The organism is Streptomyces sp. NPDC096048, from assembly GCF_044763415.1.
GTDB lineage: Bacteria > Actinomycetota > Actinomycetes > Streptomycetales > Streptomycetaceae > Streptomyces.
Window position 1 is genome coordinate 199,954 of the sequence record NZ_JBIWGG010000003.1, and the last position, 19,462, is coordinate 219,415.

At 73.3% G+C, this 19,462-nt stretch carries 19 protein-coding genes; 10 read left to right on the plus strand and 9 right to left on the minus strand.

Annotated elements, in window-relative coordinates:
* The first annotated feature begins 69 nt into the window (after positions 1–69).
* Positions 70–624 carry a methylated-DNA--[protein]-cysteine S-methyltransferase gene (locus ACIQ6R_RS08905; protein WP_404219838.1) on the plus strand — a complete coding sequence of 185 codons (555 nt, stop codon included), beginning with the start codon at positions 70–72 and terminating at the stop codon, positions 622–624.
* Between the two features lie 50 nt (positions 625–674).
* On the opposite strand, the gene ACIQ6R_RS08910 is transcribed toward ACIQ6R_RS08905, so the two are convergent.
* Positions 675–1,103, minus strand: a complete 429-nt coding sequence (locus tag ACIQ6R_RS08910; RefSeq protein ID WP_404219840.1) for a VOC family protein — start codon at positions 1,101–1,103, stop codon at positions 675–677.
* 121 nt (positions 1,104–1,224) lie between these two features.
* Between ACIQ6R_RS08910 and ACIQ6R_RS08915 the strand changes: the two genes are divergently transcribed.
* Complete coding sequence (locus ACIQ6R_RS08915; protein ID WP_404173928.1) at positions 1,225–2,133, plus strand: pseudouridine-5'-phosphate glycosidase; 909 nt, start codon at positions 1,225–1,227, stop codon at positions 2,131–2,133.
* Complete coding sequence (locus ACIQ6R_RS08920) at positions 2,130–3,056, plus strand: carbohydrate kinase family protein (RefSeq protein WP_404219842.1); 927 nt, start codon at positions 2,130–2,132, stop codon at positions 3,054–3,056. Before ACIQ6R_RS08915 ends, ACIQ6R_RS08920 begins: the two co-directional genes overlap by 4 nt.
* Before the next feature lie 276 nt (positions 3,057–3,332).
* Here the strand turns inward: ACIQ6R_RS08920 and ACIQ6R_RS08925 are convergent, their stop codons facing one another.
* Positions 3,333–4,127 carry a methyltransferase domain-containing protein gene (locus ACIQ6R_RS08925; protein WP_404219844.1) on the minus strand — a complete coding sequence of 265 codons (795 nt, stop codon included), beginning with the start codon at positions 4,125–4,127 and terminating at the stop codon, positions 3,333–3,335.
* Between the two features lie 233 nt (positions 4,128–4,360).
* Between ACIQ6R_RS08925 and ACIQ6R_RS08930 the strand changes: the two genes are divergently transcribed.
* Positions 4,361–5,488 (plus strand): magnesium and cobalt transport protein CorA, encoded by a 1,128-nt coding sequence (locus ACIQ6R_RS08930; RefSeq protein ID WP_404219846.1) that lies wholly within the window; start codon positions 4,361–4,363, stop codon positions 5,486–5,488.
* Positions 5,489–5,593: 105 nt separating this feature from the next.
* Here the strand turns inward: ACIQ6R_RS08930 and ACIQ6R_RS08935 are convergent, their stop codons facing one another.
* Entirely contained in the window at positions 5,594–6,226 is a 633-nt protein-coding gene (locus ACIQ6R_RS08935) for a uridine kinase (RefSeq protein ID WP_404219848.1), read from the minus strand.
* A 163-nt stretch (positions 6,227–6,389) separates the two neighbouring features.
* Here ACIQ6R_RS08935 and ACIQ6R_RS08940 point away from each other — a divergent pair, with 163 nt between their 5' ends.
* A complete protein-coding gene (locus ACIQ6R_RS08940) occupies positions 6,390–6,869 on the plus strand; it encodes a DUF1772 domain-containing protein (protein WP_404173943.1) in 480 nt (159 codons plus the stop codon).
* Between the two features lie 190 nt (positions 6,870–7,059).
* Positions 7,060–8,550, plus strand: a complete 1,491-nt coding sequence (locus tag ACIQ6R_RS08945) for a glutamate synthase subunit beta (protein ID WP_404219850.1) — start codon at positions 7,060–7,062, stop codon at positions 8,548–8,550.
* A gap of 159 nt (positions 8,551–8,709) precedes the next feature.
* On the opposite strand, the gene ACIQ6R_RS08950 is transcribed toward ACIQ6R_RS08945, so the two are convergent.
* Complete coding sequence (locus ACIQ6R_RS08950) at positions 8,710–8,985, minus strand: DUF397 domain-containing protein (RefSeq protein ID WP_404173949.1); 276 nt, start codon at positions 8,983–8,985, stop codon at positions 8,710–8,712.
* Positions 8,986–9,846, minus strand: coding sequence for a helix-turn-helix transcriptional regulator (locus ACIQ6R_RS08955; protein ID WP_404173952.1), 861 nt, complete (start codon positions 9,844–9,846; stop codon positions 8,986–8,988).
* Between the two features lie 223 nt (positions 9,847–10,069).
* Between ACIQ6R_RS08955 and ACIQ6R_RS08960 the strand changes: the two genes are divergently transcribed.
* The 3 genes from ACIQ6R_RS08960 (at position 10,070) to ACIQ6R_RS08970 (ending at position 13,277) form a co-directional block, all read left to right on the plus strand.
* A complete protein-coding gene (locus tag ACIQ6R_RS08960; protein WP_404173955.1) occupies positions 10,070–10,711 on the plus strand; it encodes an ATP-binding protein in 642 nt (213 codons plus the stop codon).
* A complete protein-coding gene (locus ACIQ6R_RS08965; RefSeq protein ID WP_404219852.1) occupies positions 10,708–11,154 on the plus strand; it encodes a hypothetical protein in 447 nt (148 codons plus the stop codon). Before ACIQ6R_RS08960 ends, ACIQ6R_RS08965 begins: the two co-directional genes overlap by 4 nt.
* A 161-nt stretch (positions 11,155–11,315) precedes the next feature.
* On the plus strand, positions 11,316–13,277 hold the full coding sequence (locus ACIQ6R_RS08970; protein ID WP_404219854.1) for an ABC transporter ATP-binding protein: 1,962 nt from the start codon (positions 11,316–11,318) through the stop codon (positions 13,275–13,277).
* Positions 13,278–13,322: 45 nt separating this feature from the next.
* On the opposite strand, the gene ACIQ6R_RS08975 is transcribed toward ACIQ6R_RS08970, so the two are convergent.
* From ACIQ6R_RS08975 to ACIQ6R_RS08990, 4 genes are all read right to left on the minus strand, one after another.
* Positions 13,323–13,508 carry a hypothetical protein gene (locus ACIQ6R_RS08975; RefSeq protein WP_121746457.1) on the minus strand — a complete coding sequence of 62 codons (186 nt, stop codon included), beginning with the start codon at positions 13,506–13,508 and terminating at the stop codon, positions 13,323–13,325.
* 155 nt (positions 13,509–13,663) lie between these two features.
* Positions 13,664–14,353 carry a DUF899 domain-containing protein gene (locus tag ACIQ6R_RS08980; RefSeq protein WP_404219856.1) on the minus strand — a complete coding sequence of 230 codons (690 nt, stop codon included), beginning with the start codon at positions 14,351–14,353 and terminating at the stop codon, positions 13,664–13,666.
* Between the two features lie 140 nt (positions 14,354–14,493).
* Positions 14,494–15,912, minus strand: coding sequence for an amidohydrolase (locus ACIQ6R_RS08985; protein ID WP_404219858.1), 1,419 nt, complete (start codon positions 15,910–15,912; stop codon positions 14,494–14,496).
* Positions 15,912–17,822 carry an FUSC family protein gene (locus ACIQ6R_RS08990; protein ID WP_404219860.1) on the minus strand — a complete coding sequence of 637 codons (1,911 nt, stop codon included), beginning with the start codon at positions 17,820–17,822 and terminating at the stop codon, positions 15,912–15,914. The genes ACIQ6R_RS08985 and ACIQ6R_RS08990 overlap by 1 nt, the downstream gene beginning before the upstream one ends.
* A 299-nt stretch (positions 17,823–18,121) precedes the next feature.
* Between ACIQ6R_RS08990 and ACIQ6R_RS08995 the strand changes: the two genes are divergently transcribed.
* Entirely contained in the window at positions 18,122–19,363 is a 1,242-nt protein-coding gene (locus ACIQ6R_RS08995; RefSeq protein WP_404219862.1) for a serine/threonine protein kinase, read from the plus strand.
* Positions 19,364–19,462: the final 99 nt, after the last annotated feature.

Genomic DNA, 19,462 nt, shown 5'->3' on the forward strand with positions numbered 1-19,462 from the left:
CGGGGCCGGGGGCGGGCCGCGTCCGCCGCCGCCCCGGGCGTTGTCAGTGGTCGGCCGTACCGTTGGCGCATGGACAGCCATGGGCAGTACGAACAGCAGGTCGTGTGGACCGTCGTCGGCACCGACATCGGTCCGCTGCTGCTGGCCGCCACCCGCGACGGACTGGTCAACGTCGTGTTCCACGCCACCGACGCCGCGCGCGACCGTGCGCTCGAAAGGCTCGCGGCGCGGCTGGGCACGGAGCCCGTCGAGGTGCCCGGCTCGCCGCTGCTGTCCGAGGCGATACGGCAGGTGGAGGCGTACTTCGCGGGCCGCCGACGCGACTTCGACCTGCCGCTGGACTGGTCGCTGACCTCGGGCTTCAACCGGGAGGTGCTGCGCGAACTGGCGTCCGGCGTCCCCTACGGCTCGGTCGTCGGCTACGGCGACCTCGCCGGCCGGGTCGGCCAGCCGGGCGCCGCCCAGGCGGTGGGCATGGCGATGGGGGCCAATCCGCTGCCGGTCGTCGTGCCGTGCCACCGGGTCCTCGAGAGCGACGGTGGCATCGGCGGGTTCGGGGGCGGCGTGGGCACCAAGCGGCAGTTGCTCGCGCTCGAGGGCGTGCTGCCCGAGCCGCTGTTCTGAGAGGTCGGCCTTCCGGGAACCCGGCGGGGCTACTCGTGACACCTCGCCTTCTACTCGTAGTGCCGTGCCTCGAAGATGTTGCCGTCCGGGTCACCGAAGTAGAAGCTGCGCCGGGCCGGACCTCGGGCACCGTAGGAGTCGTACGCCAGTTCCGAGACCGGCACGGCCTGTTCTTCAAGGCGGGCGCGCAGTGCCTCGAAGTCCCGCGGTGACAGCGACAGGCAGACGTGGTTGACGGGATGGCCCGCGCTGGCGTCGGCGCCGGGGACCACTCGCATGCGTTCCGCCAGGGAGTGCGGCGCCAGGTCGAGGATGGTCTCGTCGTTGAGGCGTACAGAGGGGAAGCTCACGGTCCCCGCGGCGTACTCGGTGACCCGCAAGGGCTCCAGCCCCAGGGTCTTCTCGTAGAAATCGGCAGCGGCGACCGGGTCGCGCACCCAGAGGACGACATGGTCGAGACGTGTCGTGTTGTCCGTCATGGTTCCCAGGCTGGTGGTCTTCCCGGAGGGCCGCAAGACTCCGGCCGGGGCCCTTGAGGGGTTTGGCCCGGTCCCCCGCCCGCCAGAGATGAGGGAGAACCGACGGACAGGAGGCAGACGCGTGATGCTGATGGTGTCGGAAGAGGTACGGGCGGCGATCGACGCGCGTCGCCCCGTGGTGGCGCTGGAGTCCACGATCATCGCGCACGGGCTGCCGCGCCCGCGCAATCTGCTGGTGGCGCGTGAGCTGGAGGAGGCCGTACGGCAGGAGGGCGCCATACCGGCGACCATCGCCGTGCTGGACGGGCGGCCCCATGTCGGCCTGGACAAGGAGCAGCTGGAGCGGGTCGCGAACGAGGACGGCATCCGCAAGCTGGGCCACCGCGACCTGCCGCTCGCGGTGGCCGCCGGAGCGAGCGGGGCGACCACCGTCTCGGCGACCGCCCTGCTGGCGGCCCTGGCGGGCGTCCGGGTGTTCGCCACCGGCGGGCTCGGCGGCGTGCACCGGGAGTGGACGGTGACGCAGGACGAGTCGGCCGACCTGGGCCTGCTGGCACGCACCCGCATCACGGTGGTCTGCGCGGGCGTGAAGTCCATCCTGGACGTGCCGGCGACACTCCAGCGGCTGGAGACGCTGGGGGTCGCGGTGGCCGGTTACGGTACGGACCGCTTCCCCGGCTTCTACCTGTCCGACTCGGGGCATCCGGTGGACTGGACGCTGCACACCCCGGAAGAGGTGGCGACGGTCATGCGGGCGCAGGACGCGCTGGGCGGGCCGCGGTCCGCGCTCGTGGTGGCCCATCCCGTCCCCGAGGAGGAGCAACTCGATCCCGCGCTGCACGCGCGGGTGCTCGCCGACGCGCTGCACGCCTGCGAGGAGGAGGGGGTCAAGGGCCAGGCGGTCACGCCGTTCCTGCTCGACTACCTGGTACGGCACACCGACGGGGCCTCGCTGAGCGCCAACCTGGCGGCGGTGCGCGGAAACGTGCGGCTGGCGGCACGCGTCGCGGCGGCCTGGGCCGCGGCATGACCACGGGGCCGGGCGGCGCGCTGCTGGTCGTCGGGGACGTCATCACGGACGTCGTCGCCCGGCACCGGGGGCCGCTGGCCTCCGGCACGGACACGGCCGCCTCGATCCGCCGACTGCCCGGCGGGGCGGGTGCCAACGTGGCCTGCTGGGCCGCGTACGGAGGGTGCCGGGACGTGCGGCTGCTCGGGCGGGTCGGCACCGACGCGGCGGACTGGCACGAGCGTGAGCTGGCGGACCGTGGTGTGCGTCCTCTTCTGGTCGTCGACGACGCGGCGCCGACGGGGACGGTGATCTGCCTCGTCGACACGGGCGACTCGGCCGAGCGGACGTTCCTCACGGACAGCGGGGCGTCGCTGCGGCTCGGCCCCGGCGACTGGTCGGACACGCTGCTCGACGGCGTCGCCCGGCTGCACCTGTCGGGCTACCTCCTGTTCTCGAAGCCGAGCCGTGCCCTGGTGCCGGTCGCCCTGGCCGCGGCACGCGCGCGCGGGGTGCCGGTCAGCCTGGACCCGGCGTCGGCCGGGTTCCTCACCGAGCTGGGCGTCGACCGTTTCCTGGACCTGGTCGAGGGGGTGGACGTGCTGCTGCCCAGCCGGGACGAGGCGTGCCTGCTCACCGGGCTGCCCGACGCGGCGGACGCGGCGGCGAAGCTGAGCCGGCTTGTCCCGCTGGTGGTCTCCAAGCAGGGCGCGGAGGGGGCCTTGGTGGCCCGGTCCGGCACCGTGTCCGCGCGTGTCCCCGCCGCCCCGGCGTCGCCACGGGACAGTACGGGCGCCGGTGACGCCTTCACCGGCGCGTTCCTGGCCGCACTGCTCACGGGCGCGGGGCCCGAGGAGGCGGCGGTGGCGGGGTGCCGGGCGGGAGCGCGGGCGGTCGAACAGGTGGGCGGGAGGCCTCCACGGGCGACGGCTGACGGTCGGTAGGCAGGTAGGCAGGTAGGCAGGTGTGAGAGGAGGGCGCCGGTGGCGACGGGCGCCAGGAGTTCGCCGTGGTCGGTGGCGGCGCGAGCGCGTGCGACCCGAGGTACGAGGGCACGGGGCGCGGGGCATGGGCGCGTTCGATGGCCCGTCGGCAGCCCTCGCCCACGACACCGCATCGGTCGACCGGGCCGTGCCACGGCCGCCGCGGCTCCATGAGGCGAGGTGGTGCCCCGTCGCGTGTCGGCCGGGGGCATTCCGGGCCGGCCGGGACCCGCTTCCCTATGCCTTGCGTCCCCACGCCGAGACCATCGGAGCCGTCGCGAGGTCCATGCTGCCGGACGCGACGTTCGCGAGGTGGCGGTCGATGTCCTCGTGGGTGGCCACCCCGGCGCCTACCAGCTGGTCGCGGACCTGACGGACCGTCGCGGATTCCAGGACGGCGCACGCGGGCGAGGTGACCGGGAAGTAGGCATCGGCCTCCACGCGGCGCAGCCCGGCCTCCCGGAGCAGACGCGGGAGCCGGCGGCCGTAGGAGAGATCGGCGCCGCGCCGGGTCAGCAGTTGGCGGAAGCCGTGCCGCAGCCGGTTCGCCAGCTGCTGCTCGGGACCGTGCTCGTCGGGACAGAGCAGGGGCTGCAGCGCGGGATCGGCGTCCTCGACCAGGAGGCGGCCGCCGGGACGCAGGGCTTCGACCATCGAGCGCAACGCTCTCTCCCGGTCCGGGACATGGACGAGCACGAGCCGGGCGTGCACCAGGTCGAACCCCTCCCCCGGCGGTTCCTCGACGCCCACGTCGTGCACGCGCACCTCGACCGGAGGCCGGCCCGCCGGAGCGACCCGCGAGGTGTCGATGTCGGTCGCGAGGACCCTCCCGGTCGGCCCCACCCTCTTGGCCAGCCAGGACGCCACCGAGGTGCCTCCGGCCCCGACCTCCCAGCAGCGCCAGCCGGGTCCGACGCCGAGCGCTTGAAGGTGCCGGAACGTGGTGGGGTCGAAGAGGGTGGCGAAGGCCTCGAAGCGCTCCGCCGCCTCGGCCTGCCGGTTGTCGAGGAGGTATCCGTCGGTTCGCGTCATGCCGCGATCATCCCAGTTGTCCGGCTTGCCGGAAGCGGTCGACGCTCCGGCGCGGCGGCCTGTCGGGGGAGGCCGGATCATGTGCGTCCGCGTCCGAACGCCCTGTCCACAGCCGGGAACAAAGCGGAACGCTCCGTACCCACAGGCTCGTCCGCGGTTGACGCCGGCCTGGCAGACTGGCTCGCCAGGGCGCGGGAAGCACGGCGCGAGGGGACCCACGCGAGGGGACACGGATGACGATGGCAGGGAATCTACGGAAGGTCACGGGCCTGGGGCGGGCCGGCGGCCTCCGCAAGGTGGCCCGGCTGGCCCGGCGGCGCCCGCGCGTGGACCTGAGCCACCCCGCCCGCTCCCCGCTCGGTTCCTCGGTGGTGAACTGCGTGACCTACCGGGACGGTGTCCGTACCCCCGAGGGCGGCGATCCGGTCGACGCGGTGAAGCGGATGCGGGGGCGCGGGGCCGGTTTCGTCTGGCTCGGCCTGCACGAGCCCACGGACCAGGAGTTCGCGGGTGTCGCGGAGCTCTTCGACCTGCACCCGCTGGCGGTCGAGGACGCGATCGAGGCCCACCAGCGCCCGAAGGTGGAGCGGTACGGGGAGACGCTCTTCGCCGTGTTCAAGACGGTCTGCTACGTGGAGCACGAGGAGCTCACGGCCGCGAGCGAGGTGGTGAACACCGGCGAGATCATGGTGTTCGTCGGCCAGGACTTCGTGATCACCGTGCGGCACGGGCGACACGGCTCGCTGGGACCGTTGCGGGAAGGGCTGGAGTCCGATCCCGCGCAGCTCGCCAAGGGGCCGTCCGCTGTACTGCACGCGATCGCGGACCACGTGGTGGACGAGTTCCTGAGCGTCATCGACGCAGTTCAGGCGGACATCGACCATGTCGAGACGGAAGTGTTCGCGGAGCACGGTGCGCGGGTCGACCCGGGGCGGATCTATCAGCTCAAGCGGGAACTCCTGGAGCTGAGGCGGGCCGTGGTACCGCTCGGCCGGCCGCTGGAGGAACTGGCCACCCGGCCGGTCCGCGTGGTCGAGCCGGAGATCCAGGCCTACTTCCGCGACGTCGCCGACCATCTGCTGCGTGCCACGGAGCAGATCGCGGCGTTCGACGAACTCCTCAACTCCATCCTCCAGGCGCACCTCGCACGGGTGACGGTCGCGCAGAACGAGGACATGCGGAAGATCACCGCCTGGGCCGCGATCATCGCGGTACCCACGATGGTCTGTGGGGTGTACGGCATGAACTTCGACCACATGCCCGAACTGCGCTGGCGGTACGGCTACGGCCTGGTCATAGGGGTGATAGCCGTCGCGTGCCTGGCGCTGCACCGGGGCTTCCGGCGCAACGGCTGGCTCTGACGACGGGCGGTCTCGGCGGTACCGCGCATTCCTGCGGACGCGTACGGGTTGGCGAAGTCGTGGGCAGACGGGCTGATTGGGCGAACCGGCCGTCCGCCCGGCGCGTCAGCCGTTCCACGCGGGATGCCGTGGATCGTCGGCGCGCACGAGGACGTCGGCGGTGCCGGAGGGGTCGGCCTCGTCCTCGTAGCGCTCGAAGGCGGGCAGGGTCCAGTGCTCGGCCTCGGGGGTGCGGCGGCGCAGTGCGCCGGGGCTGAGGACCAGATGGACGCTCAGATCGAGGGGGAACCAGTGGCGCAGCAGGAAGGGGCCGTGCAGCAGCAGAGCGCCGCCGGGTGGGAGGCGGACGTAGGAGCTGCGGGTGGCGCGGTCGGTGACCGGGTCCCAGAGGTCGGGCAGAAGGCGCCCGTCGCCGCCGGGCCCGAGGGGGTCGAAGACCTCGCGCCACAGAGCGCCGGTGTCGTGCCAGCCGTTGTAGTAGGACTCGACGTCCTCATGCCCGTATTCGAGGCGGAGCGAAGCGGGGCGCAGGAAGCCCTCCGCCCCGACGACGACGGAGGGGCGGCCGCGCACACGGAGCGCCTCGGAGACCCGCTCCGCGAGCTCGCCGGGGCGGGCTGCCGGGGCACCGTCGAAGGCGACGCGCGACCAGGCGCTGCCGTCGGCGGGATCGAGGTCGAGCAGGCGCTCGGCGAGCAGGTCGCCGAGCCGGTCCCAGGTGATCGCTTCCAGTCGCACCCGCCCATGATGCGTCAGCCACCGGTCCGCCCGCCTGGACGCTCGCGCATGCGCTCGCGCCGGTCGGCCATGGTCACCGTGCCCGTGCGGAGGTTGACTTGGGGTGATCGATGGCCGACGGTGCCGAGCGGGCATCGACGCGACGGGTGGGAGCTGACGCGACATGATCGACGGACCGTACTTCGTACTGACGGTGCTGGGTGTGCTGGGGACCGGTCTGACGGCCGGCGCCTTCTGCGCGTTCTCGACCTTCGTCATGCGGGGGCTCGCGGCGCTGCCGCCCGCGCAGGGAGTCGCCGCGATGAACGCGATCAACACGGCGGCGGTGCGGCCGGCCTTCATGCTCGTGTTCCTGGGGACGGCGGTGCTGACCGCGGTGATCGCCGTGGTGACCTTCGTGCTGTGGCCGGACGGGGCCGCGGTGGAGCTGCTGCTGGGCAGCGCGCTGTACCTGTTCGGGTCGTTCGGGGTGACCGCGGCCGCCAATGTGCCGCGCAACACCGCGCTGCTCCGGCTGGAGCCGGGCACTGCGGAGGCGGCCGACCAGTGGCCCTCGTACGTGCGCGAGTGGACGGCGTGGAACCACGTGCGTACGGTCGCCTCGGCCGGGGCGGCGGTGGCGTACGTGCTGGCCCTCGCCTGAGGAGGCGGGCGCGCCTCGCCTGAGAAGCAGGCGCCGCCACCTCGCCTGAGAAGCGGGCGCCGCCACGGCCGGGACCTGTGGCGAGGGGCCGCCCGGCGCTCTGCGCGCGGGGCGGGCGGGACGTATGGTGGGCCGGAAGAGCGCCGCCCCACGACGCACGGCCTGCCACCCGCACGCAAGGAAGACGGCCATGGCCGATCCCAAGGGTTTCCTGACCACGCCCCGCGAGGAGTGGCCCCGCAGGCCGGCCGAGGAGCGGGTCCGGGACTGGCGGGAGGTCTACGCCCCGGGAGCGCTGCTGCCGATCATCGACGCCCAGGCCGACCGCTGCATGGACTGCGGCGTCCCCTTCTGCCACGAGGCCTGCCCGCTCGGCAACCTGATCCCGGAGTGGAACGACCTGGTCTCCCGGGCGGACTGGAGGGCGGCCAGCGAGCGGCTGCACGCCACGAACAACTTCCCCGAGTTCACCGGCCGGTTGTGCCCGGCACCGTGCGAGGCCGGCTGTGTGCTCGCCATCAACCAACCGGCCGTCACCATCAAGAACGTCGAGTGCGCGATCGCCGACAAGGCCTGGGAGGAGGGCTTCACCCCGCCGCGTCCACCGGACCGGCTGTCCGGGCGGACGGTGGCGGTGGTCGGTTCGGGGCCCACCGGGCTCGCGGCGGCACAGCAGCTGACCCGGGCCGGGCACACGGTCGCGGTCTACGAGCGGGACGACCGGATCGGGGGGCTGATGCGGTACGGCATCCCCGCGTTCAAGATGGAGAAACGGCACCTGGAGCGGCGCATCGACCAGATGCGGGCCGAGGGGACGAAGTTCCGTACGTCGACGGCGGTCGGACGGGACGTGGCCGCCGGCGAGCTGCGGGCCCGCTACGACGCGGTGGTGATCGCCACCGGCGCGACCGCCTGGCGCGAACTGGCGGTGCCCGGCCGCGAGCTGGCCGGCGTCCATCAGGCGATGGAGTACCTGCCGCTGGCCAACCGGGTGTGCGAGGGCGACCTGGAGGGCTCCCCGCTGTCGGCAGCCGGCCTGCACGTCGTCATCGTCGGCGGTGGCGACACGGGCGCGGACTGTCTCGGCACCGCGGTGCGGGAGGGGGCCGCGTCCGTGACCCAGCTGGACATCTACGCGCGGCCAGGCGGGGAACGCGACGAGGAGGCGGAGCCCTGGCCGACGTATCCGCGGTTGTACCGGCTGTCGGCCGCGCACGAGGAGGCACGTGACCTGCGGTCCGCTCCGGCGGCGGACGCCGACGCGCGGCTCTTCGCCGCGTCGACGCTCCGACTCACCGGTGACGCGGAGGGGCACGTGCGGTCGCTGCACCTGGTCGGTGTGGACGCCGGGCGCCGTCCGCTGCCCGGCACCGAACGGTCGCTCCGCGCGGACCTCGTCCTCCTCGCCCTGGGCTTCTCAGGACCGGACCGGGAGGACGGGCTCGTCGAGGGGCTGGGGCTGGAACTGGAGCCCCGTGGCACGATCGCCCGGGACCGGGACTTCGCGACCAACGTCCCGGGGGTGTTCGCCGCCGGGGACGCGGCACGCGGGCAGTCGCTGATCGTGTGGGCGATCGCGGAGGGGCGGGCGGTGGCGGCGGCCGTCGACCGCCACCTGTCGGGCGGCAGCACACGGCTCCCGGCACCGGTCGGCCCGTACGACCGGCCGATGACGGCCTGAACGCACCCGCCGCTACCCGGCCCGCGACCGGTTCGCCCAGCTCCGGGGGAACAACGGGCGAACTCGGCGGGTGTCTCGTCCTCCTCGCGATCAGTGATCGACTCAGTGCCAAACTCAGTGCCAAACAGCTTAAGAACAACAATCAACAGGGCGCGCGCCTCAGGCCAGCAGGAAGTCCGCCTCTCCCGCCTTGGCGCCCTCGATGAAGGCCGTCATCTCGGCGGAGGTGTAGATCAGCGCGGGGCCGTCGGGGTCGGTGGACTGACGTACCGCGATCCGGCCGTCGGCGAGTTTCATCGCTTCCAGGCAGTTGCCCCCGTTGCCGCCGCTCCACGGCTTGTGCCAGCCCTCGCTGCCCAGCTCACGGGCGGGCATGCCGTTGTAGATCCGCTCACTGCGGGTCCGCGGCGAGCGCTGGGGTTTGATGCGGTTCATTCACAGCTCCTTGCGGAGATCCCGGAGGATCTCCTTCGTGCGATGTGCCGTGGCGGCCTGCGCCGCCATGCGGTCCATGACCTCGAGGTGGGTCGCCACCTCGGCACGCGCGTCGAGGTAGACGGCGCCGGTCAGGTACTCGCTGTAGACCATGTCCGGCAGTTCCGGCATGGCGAATCGGAACAGCACGAAGGGCCCGTACGTGCCCGGGTGCGGCCCGTTGGAGAACGGGGCGACCTGCAGCGTCACATTGGGCAGCTTCGTGGCCTCGAGCAGCCTGTCGATCTGGGCACGCATCACCTCCGGGCCCCCGACGGGGCGGCGCAGCGCGGTCTCGTCCATGACGACCCACAGCCTGGGCGCGTCCTTACGGGTGAGCAGTTCCTGGCGTCGCATGCGCAGGTCGACGTGGCGCTCGATGTCGTCGGGCCGGGTCTGTCCGATGGCTCCCGAGCGGAGCACCCCGCGCGCGTAGTCCTCGGTCTGCAGCACTCCGGGGACGAAGTGGGGCTCGTAGGAGCGGATCAGGGCGGCCGCGCCCTCCAGGCTGACGTACATGGAGAACCAGCCCGGCAGGATGTCGTGGAAGCGCTGCCACCATCCGGGCTTGTTGGCGTCCTCGGCCAGCCGGACGAAGGCGTCGGCCTCGTCGTCGCCGATGCCGTAGGCCTTCAGCAGGAGCTGGAGGTACGGGATCTTGAAGGCGACCTCGGCCATCTCCATGCGGCGGACCGTGGCGGGGGCGACGCGCAGGATGCGGGCGGCTTCCTCGCGCTTGAGACCGGCGCGTTCCCGGAGGTCCAGCAGGCGTCGGCCGAGAACGACCTGGCCGACCGTCGGCGCGGACCGCGGCTCGCTCACCGCCCACCTCCTGAAGAGTCCCGAAGAATCCCTGTGCCCTTGTGCGGACAGCCCGGCGGCGCCATTCGAAGATCTGTTCGAAAGCCTTGGCAGGCCTTCGGGGATCCGAAGTGGCGCCGCTCGACATGCTGTTGCGAGCAGTGTGCCACGGCCGTCCAGACCGTCACACAGCACTCTGCATTTTTCAGAGTGACTCTTGCCAAGTGTTCACGGCGGGGCGATAGTGGCAAGCGTGATTCCGTCCGCGCCCTTAGGAACAGACGCCACCGCGGGCTCTCTGGGCCTCGGTGCCGCCATGGGAGCCGGCCCTTCGGGGGCCGCCGCCGTCGAGCGCCGGTTCCGTTTCGAGCTGGCCGCTCATCCGGGCTCTCCCTCGCAGGCCAGACGCCTGACACGGGCCCGGCTGAGCGGCTGGTCGGTGTGCGAGGACACCTGCGACACCGCGGCCCTGGTCGTCTCCGAGCTGGTGACCAACGCGATCGTGCACACCGCGAGCAGACACATAGTGTGCGAGCTGCACGACGACGCCGACCTGGTCCGCATAGCCGTGCGCGACGAGGGCTGCGCCCCCGGCCAGCCCCACCCCTCGGCCGATCAGCAGCCCGAGGACGAACACGGCAGGGGACTGCTCCTGGTCGACGCCCTGTGCGACGCCTGGGGCGCCCACGAGCACGGCCCCGGACTGCTGGTCTGGGCCGAGCTGCCACGCAAGGCCGACGGACCGCGCGACCCGTCGGAGCCCCACAACGACCTGGGCTGGGGCGCCCGCCCGAAGCCCGGCCCCGCCGACGGCACGGGTGACGAGGGCGAGGCGGAGGAACGCCGTCGAGAGGCGCGCCGCGGAACGGGGACCGAATGGCAATGAGGGCAGCGTCCGGCATCCGACCGCTCGGTCTGGACACCCTGGTACGCCTCCAGCGCGGGCTGACCACCCGCGGAACGGCTTCCGCGACACCCCGGCGGCTGCCGGTGCCGGACGGCATGACGGCCCCGCTGGGCTGCGACGCGGTGGCGGTGCCCGCCCGCTTCGGCCCCCTGGTGCTGCCCCGGCTGCCGCGCGTGGGGTGCGTCTACGCCGACGACGCGCACTGGTGGTGGATCGTCCCGTCCGACTCCGACTACGCACTGGAGTGGCCCGCGCCCGCGCGGTATGCCACGGGTGCGATGGTTCCCGACACTCCGGGCCTGCCCGGCCTCATCCACCGCCCGGACGGCACGGTCCCGTACACCCCGCCCATCCCGCTCTACCTGGCACTGTGCCGGCTGACGGACACGACGCCGACCTGGTCGCGGCCGGTGAGCGCGTAGGCGCCGCCGCGCTCTCCCGTCCCTCTTCGCTCCCCCGGCTCCACCCCGCACGCCCCCTTCCGGCTTCCTCCGGCCGGGCGTGCGCCCGCGCGCTCCGGCCTCCCCCGTCCGCGCCCTGCCCGTAGGCGTCCCGCCCCCGCGATAGTGGCCGTCCGTCCACGATGGGGAGGCAGACGGTGCGCAGGAAGGGCGGCACGGAACCAGCCGGGGTCTCGGAGTCGGAGCGGCTGCTCTTCGGCGGTCCACTGCGCTACGACATGGGCTGGAACCAGCACGCCGACGCGTTTCTGGAGCTGGGTTTCCGGGCGATGCTGACACGGTTGCCGTCCCTGCTGTCGTCCAGCCTCCGGCTCGCCCGGCAGGCCGACCCGCAGGCCGCGCGGACCGTACTGGCGGCCGAGGTGGGCCGTGGTCTGGCCCAGGCGGTCAGTCTGCTCGCGGTCAACAGTGTGCTGGCCGGGCTGATGGCCGCCGGGCCCATCGAGGGACGCCTGCGCGAGGCGCTACCGGCGCTGGTCACCGTAGCGGCGGTGATGGTGCTCGCGGCGCTGCTGCGGGCGGCCTCGACGTACGCCACCGGACGGCTGGAGCCCAAAGTGGAGCGGGTGGCCACCGAGCGGTACCTGGAGCGGGCGGCGGCCGTGGAGCTGTCCGCGATCGAGGACCACGCCTTCCACAAACTCCTGGACACCGCCCAGTACGGCGCGGCCTCCGCACGACGCATGATCATGTACGGCACGCGCGTGGTGAACGCGATGATCTCCCTGATCGCGGCGGCCGGCGTCCTGACCGTGCTGCATCCGGCGCTGCTGCCGCTGCTGGTGACGATGACCCTGCCGAGCGCCTGGAGCGCGCTGACCCTGGCCCGCCGCCGGTACGAGTCGTTCCACGCCTGGGTGCAGCACGAACGCGCGGGGCGGCTGCTGGGCAGTCTGCTCATCGAACCGGCCGCGGCCCCGGAGATCCGGGTGCACGGCGTGGGCCCCTTCCTGCTGCGGCACTTCCGCGCGATGTCGGAGACCGCCGAGGCGGAGCAGGCCCGACTGGCCCGGCTGGCGGCCCGTACGGGGCTGATCGCGGCGGCGTGGACCGGGCTGGCCACGGCGGCGACGTACGCGACGCTCGGCGGGCTGCTGCTGGGCGGAGCGATGTCCCTGGCGGTGGCGGGTACGGCCGTGATCGCCATCCGCACCGGCTCGCAGAGCCTCGGCACCCTGGTCGTGGAGGTCAACGCGCTCCACGAGGAGGCCCTGTTCGTCGGCGATCTGGAACGGCTGCACGTGGAGGCGGCCGACCGGGCCATTCCGGTGGGCGGTGCCGCGCTGCCGGAGGACCCGAAGGAGATCCGGTTCGAGAACGTCACGTTCCGCTACCCGGGTGACGCCACCCGCCCGGCGCTCGACGACGTGACGCTCTCCCTGCCGCTGGGCCGGATCGTGGCGCTCGTCGGCGAGAACGGCTCGGGCAAGACGACACTGGTGAAACTGCTCGCCGGGCTGTACACGCCGGACCGGGGCCGGATCACGTGGGACGGCGTCGACGCGGCAACGGCGGACCGGCACGCGCTCGCCGAACGCGTCGCGATGGTGGCGCAGGACTTCAAGCGGTGGCCGTTCACCGCGCGGGTGAACGTCGCGGTGGGCCGCTCCTCGGTACCGCTCGGTGACGACCGGGTGGCCGCCGCGGTCGCCGAGGCCGGGGCCGAGGAGGTGGTCGCGGATCTGCCGCGCGGCCTGGACACCCTGCTGGCCCGCAACTTCAGCGGCGGCCACGAGCTGTCCGGCGGTCAGTGGCAGCGGGTCGGAATCGCCCGCGCGGCGTACCGGCAGGGCCGCATCCTCATCGTGGACGAGCCGACGGCGGCCTTGGACGCCCGGGCCGAACTGGAGGTCTTCGAGAAGATCCGCGCCCTGGCCGGCAGCGGACAGACGGTCGTCCTGATCACCCACCGGCTGGCGTCCGTGCGCCACGCCGACCTGGTGCACGTCCTCGACCAGGGCCGGCTCGTGGAGTCCGGAACACCGGACGAGCTCCTGGCCACCGGTGGCGTGTACGCGGAGCTCTACTCCCTGCAGGCGGAACAGTTCACCAGGGCGCCGGTACCCGCCCCGAAGGCGGGCTGACGCCCGGGCCGCGCACTGACGCCAGGACCGCGCCCGCCCCGCCCGTCAGGCGGCTACGTCACCGGCGGCGTCGCCGGCCCGGACGATGACCAGGAACATGTCCGTGGCGAGATCCATGACGACCTCGGCGGGCAGGCCCTCCAGACGCCGCGCGTTCGCGAACTCCTCCGCCGGCCAGGAACCACGCGGTCCGCCGGCGGGAAAGCGTTCGAGCACCGTTCGCCCGTTCACCCTGCACCTCCATGTAGCGCTGTACTCGTAGAGTTAAACGCCAACCATGGAGCGATCGCCTCGCGGAGTGATGGTACTGAGACATAGTTGACACTCGTTCACCGCAAAGTGTGAGCGGCGTCTCAGCCGTTCGGTCTCCTTCGCTACGGTGCGTGTCAGCCCTCGTACTCGTCGTGGTACCGGATTCTCTCGCTTCCCGCAGGCGCACCGAGAGCCGACGCGCGCCCCTCGGGTTTCTCCCACTGCTCCTGCCTGCCGAGGGCGGTCAGGTCGAGCAGACTGGTGGTCGAGCCGAGTCCGTCGAGGCCGCGTTCGTACGTCGAGTAGGTGTGGAAGACCCGGTCGCGGTCCCGCAGGAAGCAGCTGAGCCCGGGCCTCTCGACCAGCTCGCCCTCGTGTTCGAGGGTCACCTCGAAGTCGGAGTTGAAGTCGCTGACGTACGACGAGTACCAGGGCAGCGTCCAGCCCATCCGCGCCTTGAACGGAAGGATCCGCGGGTACGGCGCACGGGACACGGCCGCGAAGGACGTACCGCGCGCCCTGAGGTGCGCGAGGTGTCCGATCTGGTCCAGGAACGCCGAGCAGCTCCGGCAGCCGGCGTCCCACTCGGGCGCGAACATGAAGTGGTAGACGACGAGCTGGTCGCGTCCCTCGAAGAGGTCGAGCAGCGTGGCCTTGCCGTCGCCGCCCTCGAACACGTACTCCTTGTCGACCTCCACCATGGGCAGCCCGCGCCGCTCGGCGTTGAGCGCGTCACGCGCGCGTGTCGCCGCCTTCTCCTTGGCCAGGAAGGCCTCGCGCGCCGCGCGCCAGTCCGCGCGGGTGACGATCTCGGGCAACGACATGGGATCCAGCTCCTCCGGTGCGACACACGACGGTCCGTCGGAGGTGGTGACCGACGGGCGGAGCGGAACTCATCGCGGCTCGGCAAGATTCTTTCCGAGACGCCGCCCGAAGGCCGCCGGTAAGCCGCTGACCTCGTCGTTCAGGTGTCGTACTCCTGGACCCGCCGGCCGTGTCCGCGGTCGGTCAGGGCGGGCAGCCGCTCTCCGAGTTCCCGTACCACCGCGGGGACGTCGAGGGTCAGCAGCTCGCGGTCCCGCATGAGGACGCGCCCGTCGACGATCGTCGTGCGCACGTCCGAGGACCGCGCGCTGTGCCCCAGGGTGGCGGCGAGGTCGTGCACGGGCTGGGTGTGCGGGCCGGTGAGGTCGACGAGGACGAGGTCGGCCCGTCTCCCCGGCGCGATGCGGCCGACGGTGTCGCCGAGCCCGACCGCGAGGGCGCTCTGCGGGCCGGCGTGGTGGAGGGCCTGACGGGAGGTCAGCCAGCGGGGGTCGCCCTCGGTGGACTTCTGGATCAGGGAGGTGAGCGCCATCGACTCCCACACGTCCAGGGAGTTGTTGGACGCGGCGCCGTCGGTGGCGAGCCCCACGGGGACGCCGATGTCGCGCAGGGCGCGCACGGGTGTGGTGGTGGGCCAGGCGAACTTGAGGTAGCCGCGGGGCGCGGTCGCCACCGCCGTCCGGCCGCCCGCGCGCGCGAGCAGCGGCAGATCGGCCTCGACGATGCCGGTGCCGTGCGCGATGAGCACGTCGGTGTCGAGGATGCCGGCGCGTTCCAGGATCTCGATCGGGGTGGCGCCGTGCCGGGCGAGGCTGGTGTCGGTCTGGTCGCGGTTCTCGGCGGCGTGGAGGTGCACGGGCAGGCCGTGGTCGCGGGCGAGTCCGGCGGTGGCGGCGAGGTCGGCGTCGGTCACGGTGTAGGGGGCGTGCGGGGCGAGGGCGGTGGTGATGCGCCCGCCGGCGGTGCCGCGGTGCCGCAGCGCGAACTCCAGTGACGCCTCCCGCCCCTCGGGCCCCTGCGAGGAGAAGTACGCCTGGCCCAGCAGCGCCCGCATCCCGCAGTCGGCGACGACGGCGGCGACGGCGTCCATGGCGAAGTAGTGGTCCGCGAAACAGGTCACGCCCGCGCGGATCATCTCGGCGCAGGCGAGCCGGGCCCCCAGTTCCACGTCGCGGTCGGTGAGGTTGGACTCGACGGGCCAGACGACGTCGTTGAACCACTCCTCGGTGGGCAGATCCTCGGCGAGGCCCCGCAGGGCGACCATCGGCGCGTGCGTGTGGCAGTTGATCAGCCCGGGGAGGGCGACCTGGCCGCGCGCGTCGATGCGGTCGCCGGCCGCGAGGCCTTCCACGGCGGCGGCGGTCGTCACGGAGTCGACGGCTCCGTCCCGTACGACGACGGCCGCGTCCTCCTGGAAGCCGATCCGTTCCCGGTCGTCGTGCACGAGGACGGTGCAGCCGGTGATGACGAGATCGGCGGGCTTCTCGGAACCATGATGGCCCTTGTGGCTCTCTCGGCTCTCGTGGCTCTCACGGCTCTCGTGGGAAGAAGGCGTCATCACGCCAACGTACGGTGCCGTCCCACGCGCCCGCGCCGCTCCGCGAGTTCGTCCCGCAGTCCGGCGAGCCGGTCGGTGTGGCGGGGCGTGAGCCGGCCGGTGTCGTCGAGATGCACGGCGCACGCGGTGGTGGTGTCGACGAGCCGTTCGAGGACGGCGGCGACCTCGTCCGCGCCCTCCGAGTGCCGGGCGAGGGCGGGCAGTTCCGCGGCGGCGAGGGCGATCGCCGCGCGGGCCTCGGCGAGCGTGCGGTAGGCCTCGCGTCGCAGCGTCCACCGGCCGGCGCGGTCGCCGGACTCGCCCAGTACGTGGGCGAGGTAGGCGTGGGCCGCGGCGTCGGCGACGTCGATCCGGGCCCGGACCCGGCCGCCCCGCTGCCCCGGCACCGGCAGGTGCCCGACGACCAGGACGATCGCGCAGGCCAGCAGTGTCTCGCCGATGCGGCTGACGGAGGCCTGCGGTTCGCCGCCCACCATGACCAGCGCGAGGACGAGGACGGTGACGACGGTGGTCTGGGCGGCGAAGTGCCGCGCGGCGACCGGCACCAGGGCACCGCAGACGGCGACGAGCGCGACGAGCCCTTCCGGCCGGGGCAGCACGGCGGCGAACCCGGCGAAGACGAGCGCCCCCAGGACGGTCCCGGCCGCCCGGCACAGCACCCGGGAGACCAGCGGGCCGAGGTCGGGCTTGACGAGGAAGACGGCGGTGGCCGGCAGCCAGTACCAGTGCTGGTGGGACCCGTACCAGTGGCCGTGGTGCAGTACCTGGGCGACGGCGGCACTGGCACCGAAGCACAGCCCCGCGCGCAGCCCGTACTCCCGTCCGCCCGCACCGAGGACGGTGCGGGCCAGGGAGACGACCGACCGCCTGCGGGTGTGCAGGTCCCGGCCCCTGCCCCGGTCGAAGGCCTCCGCGGCGTGCAGCAGGGCGTCGTCCAGGGCGCGCAGGGCGGGTTCGGTGCGCGTGGGCGCGGGCAGCGGACCCGCGTGGGTGCTGCCGCGGACGGCCGCGGCGAGCCTCCGGGGCCCCTCGGACGCTCGCGCGGGCACGGCCTGCTCGGCCCAGGCGAGGGCGGTCGCGGCCTCGCCGAGAGGCAACGCGGCGGCGTACTGGGCGTGCAGCCGCCGTTCGGCCGCGGACGCGGCACGGCGCCGCAGCCGGGGCCCGGCGAGCGCGTCCTGCGCGTGATCGAGGGCGGCGGTGAGCGCGGCCCGGCGGGCGACGGCCTGCTCCGTGCCGACCGCGTCCAGGAGCGCGGCAACCGCGTCGTAGACCTCGGCGACGGCCGCCCGCTCCCCGTCGAAACGGAAGTCGAGGCGGAAGTCGAAACGGGAGTCGAGGCGGGAGTCGAGGCGGAAGTCGCCCGTGAGGGAGCCGGGCGTGGGCAGGACCAGCCGCAGCGCGAGCAGCCATCCGGCGCCGGCGAGGAAGGCCAGCACACTCTGCCACCCGGGGTCGGGCAACGGCATCCCGGCTCCCACGGCGGTGGTGACCAGCAGTTGCGTCCCGGCCCCGGACGCCACGGTTCCGACGGAGCTGACCCCTCCGGCGACCAGTCCGAGCCCGGTCAGCACCAGGGTCAGCGGAACGGCTCCGAGGTGCTGCCCGGCGTACGTCCCGACCAGCAGCCCGACGGCCCCGGCGAGCGCGGGAACGCCGATGCGCCGCACGGAGGTACGGCGGCTGCCCGGCCGGTCGTTGATGCCGGCCAGCATGGCGGCGATGGCGGCGACGACGCCCAGGGAGGCCCGGTCGGCGAGCACGGCGGCGAGCAGCAGCGGCCCGCCGGCCAGCGCGCCCCGGATCACCGCGCTCCAGGGCACGGGCCCGCGCTGGGCTCTCAGGGCGTGGGCGATCCAGGGCGGAAGCGCGAGGCCGACTCGGCGTGCGGGACGGACGGTGCGGGACACGGGGCGCGGGGCTCCTGTCGTCTGGTCGAGGGCGGGGGTGAGCCTTCGGGCGACGGTGGCCGGGCTGTGTGGTGTGCGGTCCAGCCTACGGCCGGCTTTCGAGGGGCGGGAAACGGGCGGGTTTCGGCGGTGTGACGGTGAGCCGTGCCGCAAGGGCCGACGTGGCGGCTCCGCGCTGCCGCCGAGCGGGCCGGGACGTCCCGCCCGATCAGGCAGGACCGGCGTCGCGCGTACCTCTGTTGGACTACGGTTGCGACTGCTGACATACACAGGCCGACCAGGGCGAAAGGACGACCCACGTGAACGCGGCTCCGCTGAGCCCCGAAGACCCCACTGAGCTCGGCGGTTTCGAGCTGCTCGGCCGCGTCGGCCAAGGCGGGATGGGCCAGGTCTACCTCGGGGAGTCCCCGGGCGGGGAGCCCGCGGCGGTGAAGGTGATCAAGTCGTCGGTGGTCGACTCCGAGACCCGGCTGCGCTTCGCCCAGGAGATCGAGGTGCTGAAGACGATCTGGGGTCCGCGCATCGCCGCGTTCCTGGACGCCGACGCCGACGCCGAGCAGCCCTGGCTGGCCACGGAGTACATCGACGGTCCCGACCTGCGCAAGCACGTGCAGACCCACGGGCCGCTGCCGATGGTGCTGACGGCGTCCCTGGGCGCCACGCTGGCCGAGGCGCTCGCGGGCGTGCACAAGCAGGGCCTGCTCCACCGGGACCTCAAGCCGGCCAACATCCTGCTCGGGCCGAACGGGCCGAAGGTCATCGACTTCGGTCTCGCGGTGTTCACCGAGTCCAACGCCTCGCTCACCGCACCGAACACCGTGCTCGGCACTCCCACCTGTATGGCGCCGGAGCAAGCGAACGGTGTCAAGCCGCTCACCCCGCCGGTGGACGTCTACGCCCTCGGTGCCGTCCTGCTGTACGCGGCCACCGGCCACTATCCCCATCAGGCCGACAACATCCACGCGCTGTTCCATCTGATCACGAAGGCGGACGTGCCCCCGGACCTGACGGGAGTGCCGGTGGAGCTGGTACCGCTGATCGGCTCGATGCTGTCCCACGAGGCACAGGAGCGGCCGGCCCTGCCGCAGGTGGTCACCGCTTGCCGGGCGGTGATCGAGGGGCAGGGCCTGAAGATCGCGCAGGCCCGCCGTCGTCTCACCGCCCACACGTCCGCCGCCACCCCGCCGCCCCCGGCGGTGAACCCACCCACTCCGCCGCAGAACGTCCCGTTCGCCGACCGGACGACCGTGACGGCGCCGCAGCCGGAGCCCCCGGCCACACCCACCGCGCCACCCCCGCTCAGCGGCGTCCCCTGTACACCGACGCTGCGGGCCGAACCCGCGCCCGAACCCAACGGCGAGCCGCGACAGCAGCCAGGCCCTGTCGCCCAGGTCCCTCGCCCGACCGCCCGTCCCGGCCCGCTCCCCTCCGTACGGCAGGGGCACGGCCGTACGGGCCCGGGCCGGCCGCGCACCTCGGCGCACGCCCGACGGGTCGCCGAGCAGCTGCGCGAGGCCTACGCCCAGCGCGCGAAGTTCTGACCCGCACATTCTCCCGGCGCACCTCGACGACACGAGGCCGCCCGGCACCACGCGAAGCACAGCAGCTCAGCTGCTCAGCAGCACAGGAGGCAGCGCACG